The 17,859-nt window shown below is 67.8% G+C and carries 18 protein-coding genes; 10 read left to right on the forward strand and 8 right to left on the reverse strand.

What is annotated here, in order from left to right:
* The first annotated feature begins 10 nt into the window (after nt 1-10).
* The 4 genes from RTU05_RS12245 to RTU05_RS12260 are packed head-to-tail and all read left to right on the forward strand — an operon-like array spanning nt 11 to nt 4,846.
* Entirely contained in the window at nt 11-1,462 is a 1,452-nt protein-coding gene (locus RTU05_RS12245; protein WP_312598674.1) for an exopolysaccharide biosynthesis polyprenyl glycosylphosphotransferase, read from the forward strand.
* Complete coding sequence (locus RTU05_RS12250; protein WP_312598642.1) at nt 1,459-2,919, forward strand: lipopolysaccharide biosynthesis protein; 1,461 nt, start codon at nt 1,459-1,461, stop codon at nt 2,917-2,919. The genes RTU05_RS12245 and RTU05_RS12250 overlap by 4 nt, the downstream gene beginning before the upstream one ends.
* Nucleotides 2,916-3,851, forward strand: coding sequence for a glycosyltransferase family A protein (locus RTU05_RS12255; protein WP_312598644.1), 936 nt, complete (start codon nt 2,916-2,918; stop codon nt 3,849-3,851). The genes RTU05_RS12250 and RTU05_RS12255 overlap by 4 nt, the downstream gene beginning before the upstream one ends.
* Entirely contained in the window at nt 3,851-4,846 is a 996-nt protein-coding gene (locus tag RTU05_RS12260; protein ID WP_312598646.1) for a glycosyltransferase family 2 protein, read from the forward strand. Before RTU05_RS12255 ends, RTU05_RS12260 begins: the two co-directional genes overlap by 1 nt.
* On the opposite strand, the gene RTU05_RS12265 is transcribed toward RTU05_RS12260, so the two are convergent.
* The gene (locus tag RTU05_RS12265; RefSeq protein ID WP_312598648.1) at nt 4,791-5,492 is read right to left on the reverse strand and encodes a hfsB; all 702 of its coding nucleotides are present in this window, start codon (nt 5,490-5,492) and stop codon (nt 4,791-4,793) included. The two genes, RTU05_RS12260 and RTU05_RS12265, sit on opposite strands and share 56 nt — an antisense overlap.
* A gap of 48 nt (nt 5,493-5,540) precedes the next feature.
* On the reverse strand, nt 5,541-6,980 hold the full coding sequence (locus RTU05_RS12270; protein WP_312598650.1) for a chain-length determining protein: 1,440 nt from the start codon (nt 6,978-6,980) through the stop codon (nt 5,541-5,543).
* Nucleotides 6,981-7,102: 122 nt separating this feature from the next.
* Between RTU05_RS12270 and RTU05_RS12275 the strand changes: the two genes are divergently transcribed.
* On the forward strand, nt 7,103-7,855 hold the full coding sequence (locus tag RTU05_RS12275; protein ID WP_312598652.1) for a polysaccharide biosynthesis/export family protein: 753 nt from the start codon (nt 7,103-7,105) through the stop codon (nt 7,853-7,855).
* A 19-nt stretch (nt 7,856-7,874) separates the two neighbouring features.
* Here the strand turns inward: RTU05_RS12275 and RTU05_RS12280 are convergent, their stop codons facing one another.
* The gene (locus tag RTU05_RS12280; protein WP_248116989.1) at nt 7,875-8,180 is read right to left on the reverse strand and encodes a sel1 repeat family protein; all 306 of its coding nucleotides are present in this window, start codon (nt 8,178-8,180) and stop codon (nt 7,875-7,877) included.
* A 287-nt stretch (nt 8,181-8,467) separates the two neighbouring features.
* Between RTU05_RS12280 and RTU05_RS12285 the strand changes: the two genes are divergently transcribed.
* Nucleotides 8,468-9,052: an RcnB family protein gene (locus RTU05_RS12285; RefSeq protein ID WP_312598655.1), complete on the forward strand. Its 585-nt coding sequence runs from the start codon at nt 8,468-8,470 to the stop codon at nt 9,050-9,052.
* A 158-nt stretch (nt 9,053-9,210) separates the two neighbouring features.
* Nucleotides 9,211-10,224 carry an RcnB family protein gene (locus RTU05_RS12290; protein WP_312598658.1) on the forward strand — a complete coding sequence of 338 codons (1,014 nt, stop codon included), beginning with the start codon at nt 9,211-9,213 and terminating at the stop codon, nt 10,222-10,224.
* A gap of 132 nt (nt 10,225-10,356) precedes the next feature.
* On the opposite strand, the gene gatB is transcribed toward RTU05_RS12290, so the two are convergent.
* Nucleotides 10,357-11,859, reverse strand: coding sequence for an Asp-tRNA(Asn)/Glu-tRNA(Gln) amidotransferase subunit GatB (gene gatB, locus RTU05_RS12295; RefSeq protein WP_312598660.1), 1,503 nt, complete (start codon nt 11,857-11,859; stop codon nt 10,357-10,359).
* 96 nt (nt 11,860-11,955) lie between these two features.
* Here gatB and RTU05_RS12300 point away from each other — a divergent pair, with 96 nt between their 5' ends.
* Nucleotides 11,956-12,306, forward strand: a complete 351-nt coding sequence (locus tag RTU05_RS12300; RefSeq protein WP_312598662.1) for a hypothetical protein — start codon at nt 11,956-11,958, stop codon at nt 12,304-12,306.
* A gap of 237 nt (nt 12,307-12,543) precedes the next feature.
* Here RTU05_RS12300 and RTU05_RS12305 read toward each other — a convergent pair whose 3' ends face one another.
* The 4 genes from RTU05_RS12305 to gatC form a co-directional block, all read right to left on the reverse strand.
* Nucleotides 12,544-14,061, reverse strand: coding sequence for an aldehyde dehydrogenase family protein (locus tag RTU05_RS12305; protein WP_312598664.1), 1,518 nt, complete (start codon nt 14,059-14,061; stop codon nt 12,544-12,546).
* Nucleotides 14,062-14,198: 137 nt separating this feature from the next.
* Entirely contained in the window at nt 14,199-15,173 is a 975-nt protein-coding gene (locus RTU05_RS12310) for a GAF domain-containing protein (RefSeq protein WP_312598666.1), read from the reverse strand.
* 83 nt (nt 15,174-15,256) lie between these two features.
* Nucleotides 15,257-16,735 carry an Asp-tRNA(Asn)/Glu-tRNA(Gln) amidotransferase subunit GatA gene (gene gatA, locus RTU05_RS12315; protein WP_312598668.1) on the reverse strand — a complete coding sequence of 493 codons (1,479 nt, stop codon included), beginning with the start codon at nt 16,733-16,735 and terminating at the stop codon, nt 15,257-15,259.
* A 2-nt stretch (nt 16,736-16,737) separates the two neighbouring features.
* Nucleotides 16,738-17,025 (reverse strand): Asp-tRNA(Asn)/Glu-tRNA(Gln) amidotransferase subunit GatC, encoded by a 288-nt coding sequence (gene gatC / locus RTU05_RS12320; protein WP_312598670.1) that lies wholly within the window; start codon nt 17,023-17,025, stop codon nt 16,738-16,740.
* A 112-nt stretch (nt 17,026-17,137) separates the two neighbouring features.
* On the opposite strand from gatC, the gene ruvX reads away from it, so the two are divergent.
* Nucleotides 17,138-17,617: a Holliday junction resolvase RuvX gene (gene ruvX, locus RTU05_RS12325; protein WP_312598672.1), complete on the forward strand. Its 480-nt coding sequence runs from the start codon at nt 17,138-17,140 to the stop codon at nt 17,615-17,617.
* The coding region (locus tag RTU05_RS12330; protein WP_409411624.1) for an AEC family transporter at nt 17,614-17,859 on the forward strand (246 nt) is incomplete at its 3' end. The genes ruvX and RTU05_RS12330, both read left to right, overlap by 4 nt.

Consider the following 17,859-nt stretch of genomic DNA (forward strand, 5'->3'; position numbering starts at 1 on the left):
GGGCCGCGCCGTGCAGCAGCAGGGCCGGGCCGCGCGGGGACCGTTCCGTCCCGAGGTCTGGCTGAACGCGCGCCAGCGTTCGGCGGTGCGTTTATCGGCGCATTACTTCAGGTTGATCGACGTGCTGGCGGTGATCGGCGTGACCCTGGCGGCGGTCCTTGCCACCCGTCCCGCCGCCTTGGGCGCGATGACGATGGCCGACATCGCCCCGTTGGTGCTGGGTTCGGTTGCGGCGTTGGCGGCGCTGAGGGCCTTTCAACTCTATCGTTTCGCACGCAAGACGACGTGGACGCTGCATCTGGCCGGGGTCGCCGCTTGCGGTCTGATCGCCGGAGGCGCCGCCTTGCTGGCAGGCTTGATGGTTGGGACCGATGATCTCGGCCTCGTCGGGGCCTGGGCGGCTGCGGTCGCCGTCGGCCTGATCGGTCTTCATGGCGTATGGCTGGGTCTGATCGCGCGCTGGCGACGGCAAGGCGCCCTGTCGCCCAACATCGTCGTGGTGGGCGCGACCCGAAACGCCCAGACCCTGATCGAACAGGCGCTGGAACGGCGCGACATGAATGTGCTGGGCGTGTTCGACGACCGGCTGGCGCGCGCGCCGCAAAGCGTCGCCGGCGTGCCGGTGCTGGGGGACGCCGACGCCCTGATGACGCATCGGATCATGCCCTATGTCGACCGGATCGTTCTGGCCATAGACCCGGAGGCGGGTCAGCGGGTGCGCGACCTGATGCAACGTCTGCAGACCCTGCCCAATCCGCTGACGGTTCTGGTCGATTCGGAACTGGGTCGCGACGGTGTGTTGAACCGTTTGGCCAATGCGCCGCTGGCCGCGCTGGACGGCCCCGCCGACCACGACCGGCGCGCCTTCAACAAGCGGATGCAGGACCTGCTGGTGGGCGGACTGGCCTTGATCGCAGCGGCGCCCGTCATGGCCCTGGTCGCCCTGGCCGTGCGCCTGGACAGCCCTGGTCCCGTCTTTTTCCGCCAGCGTCGCCACGGCTTCAATCACGAGAGCATCGTCGTGTGGAAGTTCCGGTCCATGCGCCATTCGGCCGCCGACGCCACGGCCTCGCGTCAGGTCTGTGCGGAGGACGACCGCGTGACCCGCGTCGGCCGGTTCATCCGCGGCACCAGCCTGGATGAGCTGCCCCAGATCTTCAACGTCCTGTCGGGCGAGATGTCGCTGGTCGGACCACGCCCCCACGCCATCGGCATGAAGACGGGCGAAACCGAATCCGCCCTGCTGGTCGCCGAATACGCCCATCGCTGCCGCATCAAGCCGGGCATGACCGGCTGGGCCGCCATCAAGGGGTCGCGCGGACCCGTGGACACCGAGGCCCAGGTGCGCGAGCGCGTGCAGCTGGACATCGAATATGTCGAGCGCCAGTCCTTCTGGCTGGACCTGTGGATCATCGCCGTGACCATCCCCGTCATGCTGGGCGACCGGGCGGCCGTGCGTTGAGCGAACAGCGGATGTTCTGGCGCGGCGTCTGGGGCTATCTGCCGGCCCAGATCGTACAGGGGGTGGTCGGCTTCCTGACCCTGTATGTCTTCACGCGCCTGCTCAGCCCCGCCGACTTCGGCCATTACGCCCTGGCGTTTTCGGTGACGACCCTGGCCCATACGGTGACTTTCAGCTGGCTGGAGGCGTCGATGGCGCGGTTCTGGGCGGCCGAACGGACGCCAGAGGGTTTAGCCGCCCATTTCGCCAGCCTGTATCGCACCTCCTTCGCCATCATCGCCGTCTTCATCCCCATCGCGGCCCTGGTCGTGTGGCTGACGCCGCTGACGCCGGCGTTCAAGGTGGCGGTCGCCTTCGGCCTGGCGGGCGCGCCGGTCCGTAACCTGGCCAAGCTGGCGCAGGAGCGGTTCCGCGCGGCGGGCGAGGTGTCCAAGGCCGCGCGGGTCGACATTCTGGTCGCCGTGCTGGGTTTCCTGGTCGGGGCCGGATTCGCCGTGGCGGGCGCCGGCGCGGCCTCGCCGCTGCTGGGCCTGGCCATCGCCCCTCTGTTCGCCCTGCCCTTCATCCTGCCGGACGAATTGCGTCAGACGACGGGCGGCACGGTGGATCGCGCGCGGCTGCGGGCCTATGCCGCCTATGGCTATCCGATCGCGGCTTCGCTGACCCTGGCGCTGGTGCTGGCCTCGACCGACCGTTTCCTGCTGGCCGCCTTCATGGATGCGGCGGCGGTGGGCGCCTATCACGCCAGCTACAGCCTGGCGAACCGTACGCTTGACGTCATCTTCATCTGGCTGGGCGCGGCGGGGGCGCCGGCCATGGTCATGGCGCTGGAGCGCGGCGGGCGCGAGGCGCTTCGCAAGACGGCGCTGGAGCAGGGTTCGACCCTGATCCTGATCGGCCTGCCGGCCGCCGTCGGCCTGTCGCTGGTCGCGCGACCGATGGCGGAACTGATGATCGGGCGTGATCTCAGGGACGCCGCCGCCCTGGTCACGCCGTGGATCGCGGCCTCGTCCTTCCTGTCGGGGTTGATCGCCTATTATTTCGGCTTCGGCTTCACCTTGGGCAAGAAGACCGGACTACTGCTGGTCACCATGGCCATTCCGGCGCTGTGCAACGTGGTGCTGAACCTCGTGCTGATCCCGCGACTGGGCGTAGTTGGCGCCGCCATCGCCACCGCCGCCAGCTTCGTCATCGGCCTGATCGCCTGTTTGCTGCTAAGCCGCAGCGCCATCGCCCTGCCCGTACCCTGGGACGCGCTGGCGCGCTGCGGCCTGGCCTCGGCCGTCATGGCCGGCGTGGTCCTGATGCTTCCGCCGCTGGGCGGTCTGGTCGAGTTGATCCTGGACGCCGGCATAGGCGGCCTGGTCTATGCCGGCGCCGCCCTGGCGCTGAACGCCGCAGGGGTTCGCGATGTGCTGAAACGTCTGGTCCAGGCCCGCCGTCGGGCGGCCGCATGACCGGGGCCGCCATCCACGACAACGCCGCCTGGGCGACCGCCCGACCGACGATCTCGGTCCTGATCCCCTTCCTGCGCGACGATCCTCAGTCGCTGATGGAACTGTTGGATCGAGAAGCCGAGGCGTTGAACGGCGCGGTCGAGTTGATCCTGCTGGACGACGGCACGGCGGACGCCGACCTGACGGAGCGGCTCAGGGCCGCCGCCGACGCCTCGCCTCTGCCCGTTCGGCTGATCACCCTGTCCGCCAACGAAGGCCGCGCACGGGGCAGAAACCGACTGACCACCGCCGCGCGCGGTCACGCCTATCTGTTTCTGGACAGCGACATGCGGCCCGACACGCCGCATTTCCTCCAGACCTGGCGCGCCCTGGTCGCAGAGGCCGATCCGGCGGCGGCCTTCGGCGGCTTTTCGCTGGACCAGGCCCCCACCGACGCCCGCTTCGCCGTTCACCGCGCCCTGTCGGCGGCGTCCGAATGCGTGCCGGCCGCGACCCGCGCCCTAACGCCCGAGAAATACGTCTATACGTCCAACCTGCTGGTGCGGCGCGACGTCTTCGCCGCCGAATCCTTCGATCCCGGCTTCACCGGCTGGGGCTGGGAGGACGTGGAATGGGCCATGCGGGTTGCGCGCCGATTCGACGTCGTTCACATCGACAATCCCGCGACGCACATGGGCCTGGATACGGTTGAGGATCTGGCGCTCAAGTTCGATCAGGGCGCAACCAACTTCGCCCGCGTCGTCGAACTGCATCCCGCCATCGTCCAGACCTACCCCAGCTACCGCGCCGCCCGGGCCTTGAAGCGTCTGCCGCTGCTGCCCACGGTTCGCCGGGCGACGAAACAGGCCGCCTTGACTTCCGCCCTGCCGGTCAAGGCTCGCGCCTTTGCGCTGAGGCTCTACCGCGCCGCCGTCTATGCGGATGCGATCTGATGGCCGCCGACGTCGCCGTCATCATCCCCACGCTGCGGCGGCCGGAAGGTCTGGAGCGGGCTCTGCGCTCGGTCTTCGTCCAGGTCGGGTCGCTGGACCGCATCGCCGCCGTCGTGGTCGCCGACAACGATCCCGAGGGCTCGGCGGAGCCCATCGTGCAGCGGCTGCGGGCCGAGGCGCCCGTCCCGCTGATCTACGCCCATGCGCCTGTTCCGGGCGTGGCGACCGCGCGTAATGTGGGTCTAGCGGCGACCGATGCGCCGCTGATCGCTTTTCTGGACGACGACGAGGCGGCCTCGCCCGGCTGGCTGGCGGCCCTGCTGGAGGCCCAGGTCCAGACCGACGCCGATGTCCTGTTCGGCCCCATTCGCGGCCGCGTGCCGGAAAACGCCGGCTGGACGAGCGCCTATCTGGAGCGGTTCTTCGGGCGTGACGGGCCGGATGTCACCGGCCTGACCGACGACATCCACGGCTGCGGCAACAGTCTGATGGTGCGCGCCTCCGCCCTGCCCGGCCACGCGCCGTTCGACGTGGTGACGAACGAGACCGGCGGAGAGGACGACCGGCTGTTCACCGGCCTGATGGCGCGCGGCGGCCGCTTCGGCTGGGCCGCAGGCGCCTGGGTGGACGAGTTCGCCCCCCCGCACCGCGCGACCCTGCGCTACGCCCTGACCCGCGCCTTCGCCTATGGCCAAAGCCCCAGCCAGATGGCGGCCGACCGCCGCGACTGGCCGGGCGTCATCAAATGGATGCTGGTCGGCGCCGCCCAGACCGCGATCTGGGGCGCTTCTTCGCTACTGTCCGCCCTCCTGCGTCGTCCCGGCCGGGCCGAAACCTACGACCGATGCGCCCGAGGCCTCGGCAAGGTGTTCTGGACAAGGGGATTCGAACCGAAACTGTACGGCGCGGCCATGCTGGCGCGCGCCGACCGATCCAGCGTCAGCCCGTCAGACGCTGCAGGAATCCCGGCGCGCGATAGGTCGAGCGGTTCATAACCACCCCGGCGATCCGCCCGCCCACCGCCTCGATCTCGTCGCGCAGGATCACCGGCGCGCTGGCGGCCGTGCTTTCGGCGGCGACCACCAGGACGGTGGTGTCGACGAAGGGGGCCAGGATGATGGCCATGTCGTTGCGGTCGGCCGCCGGGGCGTCGATGACGATGGTGTCCGCATGGGGACGCAGCGCCTCCCAGTATCGGGGATCGCCCAGCGCCTCGACCCGATGCCCGGACCGCAGAGCCTCCATGTGGAAATGCGTCACCCACAGCCTGCCGCCCAGACACGGCCGGGCGGTCATCAGGCGTGCGTCCGGCACGGGCTTGCCGTCGCGCCCCGTCACGCGCGGCGTCACGGCGTAGAAGGTCGATCCATCGGGCGAGGCCTGGGCCGCCTTGCCGATCTGGCCGAACCGATCCGGCTCGGCCGAAACGGCCTCCAGCTGCCCCTGTTGCGCCAGATCGCCGTCGATCAGCCAGACGGGTTTGCGCGCCCGCACGGCCGCCAGCCGGGCGAACTCGCGCGCCACGGTCGAGACGCCCTCTCCGGTCGCGGCGGCGGCGAACTGGATGACGCGCGCGCGGTGCGCCGGCGCGGTTCCCAGCGCGGCCCACAGGCCCGCCATTTCAGACGTCAGATCGACCATCGAATCGCCAAGGCGCTCCCTCGAACCCCTAGCCTAGCATGGCTGCGATCAGACCGCCTTCGCCGGCGCGACGGCCAGGACCGGCATGTCCAGCGTGCGACCAACCGAGGCCGGCGTGCTGAACCCTCGCCGCGTGAAGACCCGCAGCAGACCCACGCACAGCGCCGTGAAGCCCGCGAACAGGAAGACCGCCGCCAGCAGAGGGATCTTGAGGCTCTTGCCGGTCGCCGGGGGCTGGGCGCGTTCGATGACGGTGACGTTGTCCGCGCCGGCGGCGACCAGGGCGTTGTCGGCCCGGCTCTGCGTCTCGCGCTGCTGGAACTCGCGGATCGAGGCGCTGAGAACCTCTCGATTGCCGGCCAGGGTGGTGTTCTCGGATTCCAGGGCCGTCAGCCGCGCCTGGCGGGCGCGGATGTCGTTCAACTGACGATCCAGGACCGACAGACGCGCCGCCAGCGAATCCCGTTCGGCCCGCGTATTGATGCGGTTGGTCTCCAGCTCGGTCCAGACGGGGTTGGGGCCGGTTCGCACCTCCTTGGCCCCCACCGCCGTCCCGGTCGAAACATAGGCCTGAAGCTGGTTGATCCGCGCCTCGATGTCCTTCACCGGCTGGGCGTCGGGCTGGTAGCGCGACAGCAGTTGTTCCCGCTCGGTGCGCAGCTGCAGCACCTGGTCCTGAGCCGAGATGTTCAGATCCTGTTGCAGCGCCACCTCGGCCGGCGTTCCCGCCTGTTGCGCCGTCAGGGTGTTCAGCCTCTGGCTGGTCTGGTTCAGCTGGCTCTGGGTCGACATCCGGTCGGTGAAGACGCTCTGATAGGTCGCCGCCAGCGTGGCCTTGGCCGCCGCGAAGTCGCCGATCTGGTTGGAGGTCAGGAAGGTCTCGTAGGCCCGGTCCGCTTCGCCCAATTCGTCCTCGAAGGCCACGCGCTGGCTGGCGATGGCCGGCGTCTTGTCCTGAAACACTTCGCGGCGATAGATCAGATACTGTTCGATCACGGCGTTCAGCACCCGCGCCGCGCGCTCGGGATCGTCGGCCTTGTAGGTCAGATGGATCACCGCGCTGCCCGGCGCCGTGGCGACGCCCAGGCTGCCGCCGATCGCCTTAGTCGCGGCGGCCTGCGCCTTGTCCGCCCCGCCCTTCGGCGCTTCGCCCAGGATCGCGGCGGGACCCAGGGCCTGGACCACCTTCTGGCGTACGGCGCTGGAGCCCAGTATGGCCGCTTCGGAGTTGGCGACCTCGTCGCCCTGCGGCGCCTGGCCCCGTTCCGCCGTGCCCACGCGCGGCTGATAGACATATTCCTGGCCGACGCCGGCGAAGACCGATCCCGTGGCGGTATAGCTCTTCTTCAGCGTCATCGCCCCCGCGAACCCCAAGCCCAGGATCACGACGAAGACCAGGATCATCAGCAGCAGTTCGCGGAACAGCAGGCCGATCACGTCCAGCACGCCGTAGCGCGGTCTTGCCGTGACGTATGCCGTGGAACGCATCGGACGCGCCGAATCCCTTGAAAGACCTGTTCCCGTCACCCTTCGCCCACCGGCGTTAACCGATGATTACCCATAACCGACGACCCTGCGTGCAACCGCTGCTCAAGGGCCGACCGATTCTCATGCCGACAGATCGCCGCCTGTTTCTGCTGACCCTGGGTTCGGCCTCAATCGCCGCGTCGCTGGCGGCGTGCGGGGGCGGCATGGGCGCGCAGCGTCCGTCCTTCGACGGCGGCCAGGCGCCAGACCGCGATCTGAACGGCCTGGCCTTCGCCGACTGGACGGACCGGCAGCCGGAATATCTGCTCTATCCGGGCGACGAGATCGAGGTGGCGACGCCCACGGCGTCCGAGTTGACGCGCACGGTCAAGGTCGGGCCGGACGGTCGCATCGCCCTGCCGCTGATCGGTTCGGTCATGGCGGCGGACCAGACCCTGCCGCAACTGCAACAGAATCTGGCCGGCGCCTATGCGTCCAAACTGATCCGGCCGGTGGTCGAGGTGACGCTGCGCCAGGCGGGGCCCATCCGCGTCTGGGTCGATGGCGAGGTCCGCACGCCGGGCGTGTTCGAGATGGTGGGCGATCTGGACGCCTATCAGGCCATCATCCAGGCAGGCGGTTTCGCCCCCACGTCGCGAGCGGACCAGGTGGCGCTGATCCGTCGGGGGCCGGGCGGTTCGCGCATGATGCGCGTCGTGGATCTTCGGCCGCGTCGGGGCGAAGTCGTGCCTTTGCGCCGTGGCGACATCCTGTTCGTGCCGCGCTCGACCCTGGGCGAGCTGGCGGCCTTCTTCACCCAGGTCCGCGCCGCCCTGCCCATCGGCTTCAGCTATTCGATCAACGGCACGCGCGGAAACGGCTTCGCCCAGTTCTGACGGGTCGTCGCCTGACGGGTCAGGCCACCAGTTGAACCACGCCCTGGTCGATGTAGCGTCGCGCGGCCTTCTGAGCCTCGGCGATCTCCTCGCGCTCCATCTCCATGCTCATCTCGCGGCGATAGACGCGCGCTTCGACCGAGCCCTTCATGGCCGCCAGGTTGAAGATCATATGGGCCGACACCCGGTCCATCGGGCAACCGCCCGACCCCGCCGAATACATCATGCCCAGTTTGAACAGGTCGTCGCCGGACATGTCCGGCGTCGGCAGCGGCAGCCCGTCGTTCTGGGCCTGCAGATCATGCGCCAGTTCTTGCGCGTTCATCACCGTATCTCCTGAACGGGCGCCGTTCTGGTCCCGCCTCATGAGACCTCATCAAATACCGGTGGTTTGAAGTTAAAGTTAACGGCGAACGGCCTCGTGCGGACTTTTCAGTAAAGCAGGAATGAATACTCGCCCGCTGATTCACGGCTCGAAAACCCGGTTGCGAACGGCTCCGAGAACCTGACTGCGCCATTCAGCGGGCATTCAGCCGCCGGTGGCGAAGCTGCGTCTCATCAACGGGTCGATCCGGCGTCTTCGTCGGCCGCCCCAGGAATGGAGCACTTCTGATGAACCGCCTCACCAAGGCCGCCGTCGTCGCCCTCGCCCTGTCGACCACGGCCGTGCCGATGCTCGTTCAGGCCCAGGATCGCGACCGCCGCGAGTATCGCCAGGATCGACGCGACGACCGACGCGACTTCCGCCACGAACGGCGCGATGACCGTCGCGACTGGCGCAACGGTCGATACGCGGATCGCGGCGACTACTGGCGCGACCGGCGGGACGACCGCCGGGACTATTGGGCGGAACGTCGCGACGACCGGCGCGATTGGCGCAACGACCGCTGGGATCGCAACAATCGCGACTGGTGGCGCGGCCGTGCCGACTTCCGCGGCTACAACGGTCCGCGCGCAGGCTACTGGTATGCGCCCAGCTACGGCTATTATCGGGTCGAACCGCGCTACTATGGTTATCGCTGGCGCACAGGCGGCTATTTGCCGTCCCAGTATCGGACCTACTATGTCCGCGATCCCTATGTTTACGGCCTTCGCGAAGCGCCGCGCGGCTATCGCTACGTTCATGCGGGCAACGACATCCTGATGATCGCGGTCGCGACGGGCCTGATCGCCAGCGTGATGTCCGGCGTCTTCTAAGCCGCTTTGACGCCGGTTCTGGAAAAGCCTCGCAGGAACCTGCGGGGCTTTTTCCTTGGGCGCTGCGGTCTGAAAACCATGTTCAGTCTGGGTTCATCGACAGGGCCGCATCGTCTGTCCAAGCCGCCGGACAACCGGCGTGCAGGAACGCAGATACCATGAAACGCCTCATGATGGCTTTCACCGCCATCGCCGCCGTCGCCGGTCCCCTCGCCGCCCCGGTTCCAACCCTGGCCCAAGACGCGACGGATCAGCCCATGCCGCGCCGCGAACGTCTGGATCGCCGCGCGGATCGGCCCGACCGCCCCGCGATCACGCGCGAAACGCAGCCCCGCTTCGAGCGGCCGGCGCGTCCCGATGCCGGCGGTCCTCGCCCTGAACGGCCTGAGGGCGGGTGGAACAGACCGGACAGGCCGAGCGGCGGCCAACGACCCGACCGGCCGGAAGGCGGCTGGAACCGGCCCGGCCGCCCCAACCCTGACGGCACGCGACCGGAACGGCCCGAAGGCGGTTGGAACCGGCCCGACCGTCCGAACCCTGGCGGCGCGCGCCCTGATCGGCCTACGCCGGGCGGTCAACGCCCTGGCCGACCGGAAGGCGGCTGGAACAGACCCGACCGGCCCGGTTCTGGCGCACGCCCGGATCGTCCCGAAGGGGGATGGAATCGGCCGGACCGTCCGAACCCCGGCGGCCCGCGTCCCGGACGCCCGAATGGCGGCTGGAACCGCCCCGACCGGCCCAATGGCTGGAATCGGCCGGATCGCCCTCGCCCGGACTGGAACAACGACCGCGAACGCGAACGTCTGCGTCGCGAGTTCCGCCAGCGGTTCGACGCCGAGCGCTGGCGGCGAGACTTCTATCGCGAACGTCGCGCCGACTGGTGGCGCAATGACAGCCGGTTCCGGGGCTATGACGGCTTCCGCTCGGGCTTCTACTTCGCGCCAGGCTGGGGCTACTACAGCGTGCCGCGTTCCTATTGGGGACGCAGCTGGTCGGTCGGGCAATATCTGCCTGACGCCTTCTGGCGCTATCAGCTCCAGGACTGGCGGACCTATGGACTGGGCTATCCGCCGCCCGGAACACGCTGGGTCTCGGTCGACAACACCCTGTATCTGATCGACGAGTTCGACGGATACATCATCGACGTCGTTCGCGACGCCTGGCGCTGGTGATCGCCAACACGTCCTACTGAATTGGGCCGGCAACCTTGGCTGCCGGGCCTTCTTATTACGGCGGTCCCTATTGAAAAGGCCCCCGCAGATCGGCCTGCGGGGGCCTTTTGCTTGTTCAGGCGACCTTGGTCGTCAGAGGCCCAGCTTGGCCTTCAGTATGTCGTTGACCGCCGCCGGATTGGCCTTGCCGCCAGTGGCCTTCATGACCTGACCGACGAACCAGCCGATGGCCTGGGGCTTCTCGGCCACGGCCGCCGCCTTGTCGGGATTGGCGGCGATGATCTCGTCCACGGCCTTTTCGATGGCGCCGGTGTCTGTGACCTGTTTCAGGCCATGCTTCTCGACCACCTCGGCCGGCGAGCCTTCGCCGTTCCAGACGTGGTCGAACACCTCCTTGGCGATCTTGGACGAGATGACGTCGGTCTCGATCAACTCCACCAGCTGCGCGACGTGCGCCGCCGGCAGCGGGTTTTCGCTGAAGTCCTTGCCGTCGGCCGCCAGACGCGCCGAGACCTCGTTCGTGACCCAGTTGGACACCAGCTTGGCGTCGCGGCCCTTGGCGGCGGCTTCGAAATAGTCGGCCTTGGCCTGCTCCGAAATCAGCACGATGGCGTCGTATTGCGACAGGCCATAGTCGGCCATCAGACGCTTGCGCTTGTCGTCCGGCAGTTCGGGCAGAGACGCCTTGATCTCGGCGATCCACGCCTCTTCCAGGTCCAGCGGCAGCAGGTCGGGGTCGGGGAAGTAGCGATAGTCCTGCGCCTCTTCCTTGGACCGCATCGAGCGCGTCTCGCCCTTGGTCGGGTCGAACAGGCGCGTCTCCTGAGTGATCGAGCCGCCGTCCTCCAGGATTTCGATCTGGCGGCGCGCCTCATACTGGATCGCTTGAGAAATGAAGCGGAAGCTGTTGACGTTCTTGATCTCGCAGCGCGTGCCCAGATAGCCGAAGTCGCCGCTCGCCTTGAACTTGTCGTAGTTGCCCGCGCGACAGACCGACACGTTCACGTCGGCGCGCAGATTGCCCTTCTCCATGTCCCCGTCGCAGGTGCCCAGATAGATCAGGATGGTCCTGATCTTTTTCACATAGGCCACGGCCTCTTCCGGCGTGCGCAGGTCGGGGCGCGACACGATCTCCATCAACGCGGTGCCGGCCCGGTTCAGATCGACATAGCTCTCGGTCGGCGACAGGTCGTGAATCAGCTTGCCCGCATCCTGCTCCAGGTGCAGGCGCTCGATGCCGACGTTGAAGAAGCTGCCGTCCTCGGCCTCCACCTCGACCACGCCTTCGCCCACGATGGGGTAATAGAGCTGGCTGATCTGATAGCCGGTCGGCAGGTCGGGATAGAAGTAGTTCTTGCGGTCGAACTGGCTGCGACGGTTGATCTGGGCGCGCAGGCCCAGGCCCGTCTTCACCGCCTGTTCGACACAGTGTTTGTTCAGCGTCGGCAACATGCCGGGGAAGCCCGCGTCCACCAGCGACACCTGCTCGTTCGGTCCCGCGCCGAAGCCGACGGCGGCCCCGGAGAACAGCTTGGCCTTGGACGCCACCTGGGCGTGGATTTCCAGCCCCATGACGATTTCCCAATCGCCGGTGCGGCCCTTGATCGTTTTCGCGGTCGAAACAGTGTCGGTCATGCGCCCGTCCTAGCGCCCTCGTCGGCGGCGAGAAAGGGGGCTGTCTTGATGATGTCGCGAAAGGCGATCAACTTCCGTCTCTCAAAGGAGATTTCGATGACCAAGACCCTGTTCGCCGCCGCTGCGGCCTCCCTGCTCGCCGCCGGCGTCGCCTTGGCCCAGACGGCGCCCGCCCCAGCGCCAGCTCCGGCTCCCGCCCACGACCATCACGCCATGGACCATCAGGCCGCCCATCCAACTATCGACAGCACCATCGAGGCGCTGGTGGCCGATCCGGCGACCAAGGCCGTGCTGGACAAGCATCTGCCCGGCATCGACCGTCACCCCGCCTACGCCCAGTTCAAGGGCATGACCCTGCGTCAGGTCGCGCCCTTCTCTCAGGGCAATATCACCGACGCCAAGATCACGGCCATCGACACTGATCTGAAGGCTATCCCCGCCGCCTGATCGCGCCTGCGAGCAAAGAAGGGGGCGGCCGGTTCATCCGGCCGTCCGCCGACTATGGCGCCGCCCACCATCGTCCCGTTCAGCACCCTGCCGAAGATCGAAGGCAGGAAACCGCCGGACGGACAGGCCGAAAGCAGGACATCGGCCCGCCCGCCGTGGAGTTTCGCACGCCGTGGGAGTGGTTCGGCGCGCAAGGCGAAGGATGGCCGATGTCGGATCGGCCATCCTTGATTCAGATCAGAAGAAGCCCAGCTTGTCGGGGCTGTAGCTGACCAGCAGATTCTTGGTCTGCTGATAGTGGTCCAGCATCATGCGGTGGTTCTCACGGCCGATGCCCGACTTCTTGTAACCGCCGAAGGCCGCGTGGGCCGGATACTGGTGATAGCAGTTGGTCCAGACCCGCCCGGCCTGAATGGCGCGGCCGGCGCGATAGGCGGTGTTCATGTCGCGCGACCACACCCCGGCGCCCAGGCCGTATTCGGTGTCGTTGGCGATTTCGATAGCCTCTTCCAGCGTCTTGAAGGTGGTCACGGCCAGGACGGGGCCGAAGATCTCCTCCTGGAAGATCCGCATGTTGTTGGTGCCCTTGAACACGGTCGGCTCGACGTAGAAGCCGCCGGACAGATCGTCCTTCAGAACCGCCTGATGGCCGCCGGTCAGCACCTCGGCGCCTTCGTCCGTGCCGATCTTCAGGTAGCCCAGGATTTTCTTGAGCTGCTGGTCCGACGCCTGGGCGCCGACCTGGGTTTCGGGATCGAGCGGATCGCCCTGCTTGATCGCCTTCACCCGCGCGATCGCCTTCTCGATAAAGGCGTCATAGATGTCCTCATGCACCAGCGCCCGGCTGGGGCAGGTGCAGACCTCGCCCTGGTTCAGGGCGAACATGGCGAACCCTTCCAGCGCCTTGTCCAGGAAGGCGTCGTCGTGATCCATCACGTCCTTGAAGAAGATGTTCGGCGACTTGCCGCCCAGCTCCAGCGTGACCGGAATGATGTTCCTGGTCGCATATTCCATGATCTTCTGACCGACGGCGGTCGAGCCGGTGAAGGCGATCTTGGCGATGCGCGGATTTGTGGCCAGCGGTTCGCCGACCTCGACGCCGGTGCCGGACACGATGTTCAGCACGCCCGCCGGCAGCAGGTCCTGGATCAGTTCGACCACCATGAGGATGGAGGCCGGGGTCTGTTCGGCCGGCTTCAGCACGATGCAGTTGCCCGCCGCCAGGGCCGGGGCGATCTTCCACGCCGCCATCAGGATCGGGAAGTTCCAGGGAATGATCTGACCCACCACGCCCAGCGGCTCATGGAAGTGATAGGCGACCGTGTTGTGATCCAGCTCGGAAATCCCGCCTTCCTGCGCGCGGATGCATCCGGCGAAATAGCGGAAGTGGTCGATGGCCAGCGGGATGTCGGCCGCCAGCGTCTCGCGCACCGGCTTGCCGTTGTCCCAGGTCTCGGCCTCGGCGACGGCCTGAAGGTTCTGTTCGATCCGGTCGGCGATCCGGTTCAGCAGCAGGGCGCGTTCCGCCACGCTGGTCTGGCCCCAGGCGTCCTTGGCGGCATGGGCGGCGTCCAGCGCCTTTTCGACGTCGGCCGCGTCCGAGCGCGCCACCTCGCACAGGACGCGGCCGTTCACCGGGGAGGTGTTCTCGAAATAGCGGCCGTTGACCGGCGGGACCCACTGGCCGCCGATGAAGTTGTCATAGCGCGCCTTAAACTTGGGGGTGGCGGCGCGGCTGAATTCGGGCTTGGTCATGATGGCTTCCTGACGTGTTCCTCGGGCGTCGCTTATCGACGTCGTTGGGACCGGAAGCTCGTCCTCGGCGCGCTTGGGCGCCAGACCGGCGGTTCATGGTGCGCTGCAAACCTGTCGCAGGTTTGCGACAGTCGCGATCAGTGGGCGGCGCCGGCCAGTCCCAGCCGGTGCAGTTTGCGATGCAGGGTCGCCCGGCTGACGCCCAGCCCCCGCGCCGCCGCCGACACATTGCCGTTGTTCAGCGCCAGGGCCCGCCGGACCGCTCCGCGCTCCGCCTCCAGCAGGTCCGCCTCGATGGAGCCGCCGCCCAAAACCTCGGACGCCGCCAGTTGCCCCGCGATCCGCTCGTCCGTGATGGAAAGGGCCAGTCGCGCCGCGCGCGTCGCCCCGATCACCAAGTCGTCGCGGTCCACCGCCAGCAGGGCCGCCGTATTGCGTTCGGCCACGTCGCCGGCCAGCACGATCCGCGCCTCGGAGAACGCCTTGCGAAAGGTCTGGGCCTCGATCGCGCGCGCCGCGTCGGCCACGGCGGCGGTGATCAGCCCCAGCATGGCTTCGGTCTGATCCGCCCGGCACGACGACACGTCCAGCGCTCCGGCCAGACGCCCCAGATGATCGTAGATCGGATGGCTGGAACAGCTCAGCCCGGTGTTCCGCGCGTGGAAATGCTGGTCGCGATGGATGGTCACCGCCCGCTTTTCGGCCAGGGCCGTGCCTATGCCGTTGGTGCCCTCCACCGCCTCGGACCAGACGGCGCCGGGCCACAGGCCCCAGCGATGGAAGGTGTCGTCGTCGCTGGCCATGCCGCGACGCTCCACCGGCACGCCCGAGGCGTCGCACAGCAGAACGCAGCATCCGGCGTCGCCCACGGCCAGGAACAGCCGGTCCAGCACGCCCTGCGCCGCCTGCGTCACCGACTCCATCGCCTCGCGCGCCGCCCGCAACTGGCCCTCGGTCAGGGTGACCACCTGGCCCCGGCTTTCTGGGTCCAGGCCATACAGCGTCATCGACCGCCGCCACGACGCCGCCAGCGCCGACCGGGCCGGCCCGCCCCCGTCGTCCAGCACCTGTTTGATCAGGCTGCGGTGGTCGTTTCCCGTTCGCTCGCCCATGGTTGGCTCCCAGGTCTTGCAACTGGAGCCATCAGACGCCTGCGAACCGCGGGCGTCAATGCGACCTTCCTACGCCGGACGGACTACCACCACTTGCCCGGCTTGGCGGTGAAGCCCGCCGCCCGTTCCAGCGCCGCGCCGACCTGGAAGACCGTCGCCTCGTCCAGCGCCTTGCCGATGACCTGAAGCCCCAGCGGCAGACCGCCGGCGTCCACGCCCGCCGGAACCGAAATGCCCGGCAGACCGGCCAGATTGGTCGTCACCGTGAAGACGTCGTTCAGATACATGGTCAAGGGGTCGATCTGCTTGTCGCCCAGGGCGAAGGCGGCCGACGGCGTCGAAGGCGTCAGGATGGCGTCCACCTGACCCCAGACATTGTCGAAGTCCTCGGCGATGCGTCGACGCACCTTCAGCGCCTTGACGTAATAGGCGTCGTAGAAGCCGGCCGACAGCACATAGGCGCCGATGGTCAGGCGACGCTGAACCTCCTTGCCGAACCCCTCCGCGCGCGAGGTGGCGTACAGGTCGTCCAGCGACTTGAACTCTTCCGCCCGGTGTCCGAAGCGCATCCCGTCATAGCGGGCCAGGTTCGACGACGCCTCGGCGGGCGCCACGATATAATAGGTCGGCAGGGCGTATTTGGTGTGCGGCAGGCTGATCTCGACGATCTCGCAACCGGCGTCCTTCAGCCAGGCCACACCCTGATCCCACAGGGCCTGAATTTCAGCAGGCATCCCGTCCACGACATATTCGCGCGGCACGCCGATGCGCAGGCCCTTGACCGACTTGCCGACCGACTGGGTCCAGTCAGGGGTCGGAATGTCCAAGCTGGTCGAATCCTTGGCGTCGAACGAGCACATGGATTGCAGCAGCAGTGCCGCGTCCTCCACCGTCTTGGTGATCGGCCCGGCCTGGTCCAGCGAACTGGCGAAGGCCACCATGCCAAAGCGGCTGGCGCGGCCATAGGTGGGCTTGATGCCGACCGTGCCGGTGAAGGCGGCGGGCTGACGGATCGAACCGCCCGTGTCCGAGGCCGTGGCGGCCAAACACAGGTCGGCGGCGACCGCCGAGGCCGAACCGCCCGACGAACCGCCCGGCGTCAGATCGGCGTTGGAGCCGCTCGACTTCCACGGGTTCTTCACCGGCCCGAAGGCCGAGGTTTCGTTGGAGGAGCCCATGGCGAACTCGTCCATGTTCAGCTTGCCCAGCATGACCGCCCCGTCGCGCCACAGATTGGCGGTGACGGTCGATTCATAGGGCGGCACGAAACCGCGCAGCATGTTGGAGGCCGCCGTCGTCTGCACGCCCTCGGTGCAGAACAGGTCCTTGATACCCAGGGGCGCGCCTTCCAGCGCCCCGGCCTCGCCTGCCGCCAGACGGGCGTCGGACGCCTTGGCCATCTCCAGCGCCTTGTCCGCCGTCACGGCGACATAGGCGTTCAGCGTGGGGTTGGAGGCTTCGATATTGGTCAGGAAGGCCTGGGTGATCTCGGCCGAGGAGAATTCCTTGGCCTTCAGCCCGTCGACGGCGCCCTTCAGGGTCAGTTTGGTCAGGTCGCTCATGATCAGTCGACCACCTTGGGCACGACGAAGAAGCCGTCCGCCGATTTCGGGGCGTTGGACAGGACGGCGTCGCGCTTGTCGCCGTCCGTGATCACGTCGTCACGCAGGCGCAGCGGCTGGGCCACGTTCGAGGTCATCGGCTCCACGCCTTCGACGTCCACCTGATCCAACTGCTCGATCCAGGCCAGGATGCCGTTCAGCTCCTGCGCCAGCGGCTCCAGCCGATCCTCGGGGGTCTTGATGCGGGCGAGATGCGCAACCTTGCGCACCGTCGCAGCGTCGATGGCCATGCGGCCCTCCAATGCACGTCGATAGGGAATGTATCGGCGGGATAGCCTTCCGACCTCGGATTCACAAGGCGACGCCTTTGACTTCCGCCGGTTTGCGGCCTACCGCCCGGCCGTGCCCGTTCTCGACCTCCTCGACCTGCCCGCCGCCTGCCCGCCTGACACGCCTTGGATGGGGCTGGACCTGGGCGAGAAGACCATCGGCGTCGCCGTGTCGGACTCCACGCGCCTGATCGCCTCCCCGCTGGAGCTGATCCGCAAATCCAAGTTCACGCTTGAAGCCGAACAGCTGTTCAAGCTGATGGCGCATCGCAAGGTTTCGGCCCTGGTCATCGGCCTGCCCGCCAATATGGACGGCACCGAAGGCCCCCGCGCCCAGTCCTGCCGCGCCTTCGCCCGCAATCTGGAGCGGCTGCGTCCCATCAACATCGCCTTCTGGGACGAGCGCCTGTCCACCAGCGCCGTCGAACGCTTCCTGATCGAGGATCTGGACCTGAACCGCAAACGCCGCGCCCAGGTCGTGGACCGCACCGCCGCCGCCTGGATTCTGCAGGGGGCGCTGGATCGGGTGCGGGATCAGGCGACCTGGATTTGACGGCCCTGATCGCGGGCATCCTGCCCGTCTTTCTGATGATCGCCCTGGGCTACGGCCTGCGCAAATCGGGCTTTCTGCCCGACGACGCCTGGCGGCCCATCGAGAAGCTGTCGATCAACATCTTCTATCCCAGCTTCCTGATTCTCGCGATCTGGCACGCCGACCTCGCTGGCGGCGGCGCGACGGTCGCGGGCGCGGCGGCGGTGGGGGCGACCCTGATCGTGGCGGCGGCGACCCTGGCG

The organism is Brevundimonas sp. (assembly GCF_032017145.1).
Taxonomy (GTDB): Bacteria; Pseudomonadota; Alphaproteobacteria; order Caulobacterales; family Caulobacteraceae; genus Brevundimonas.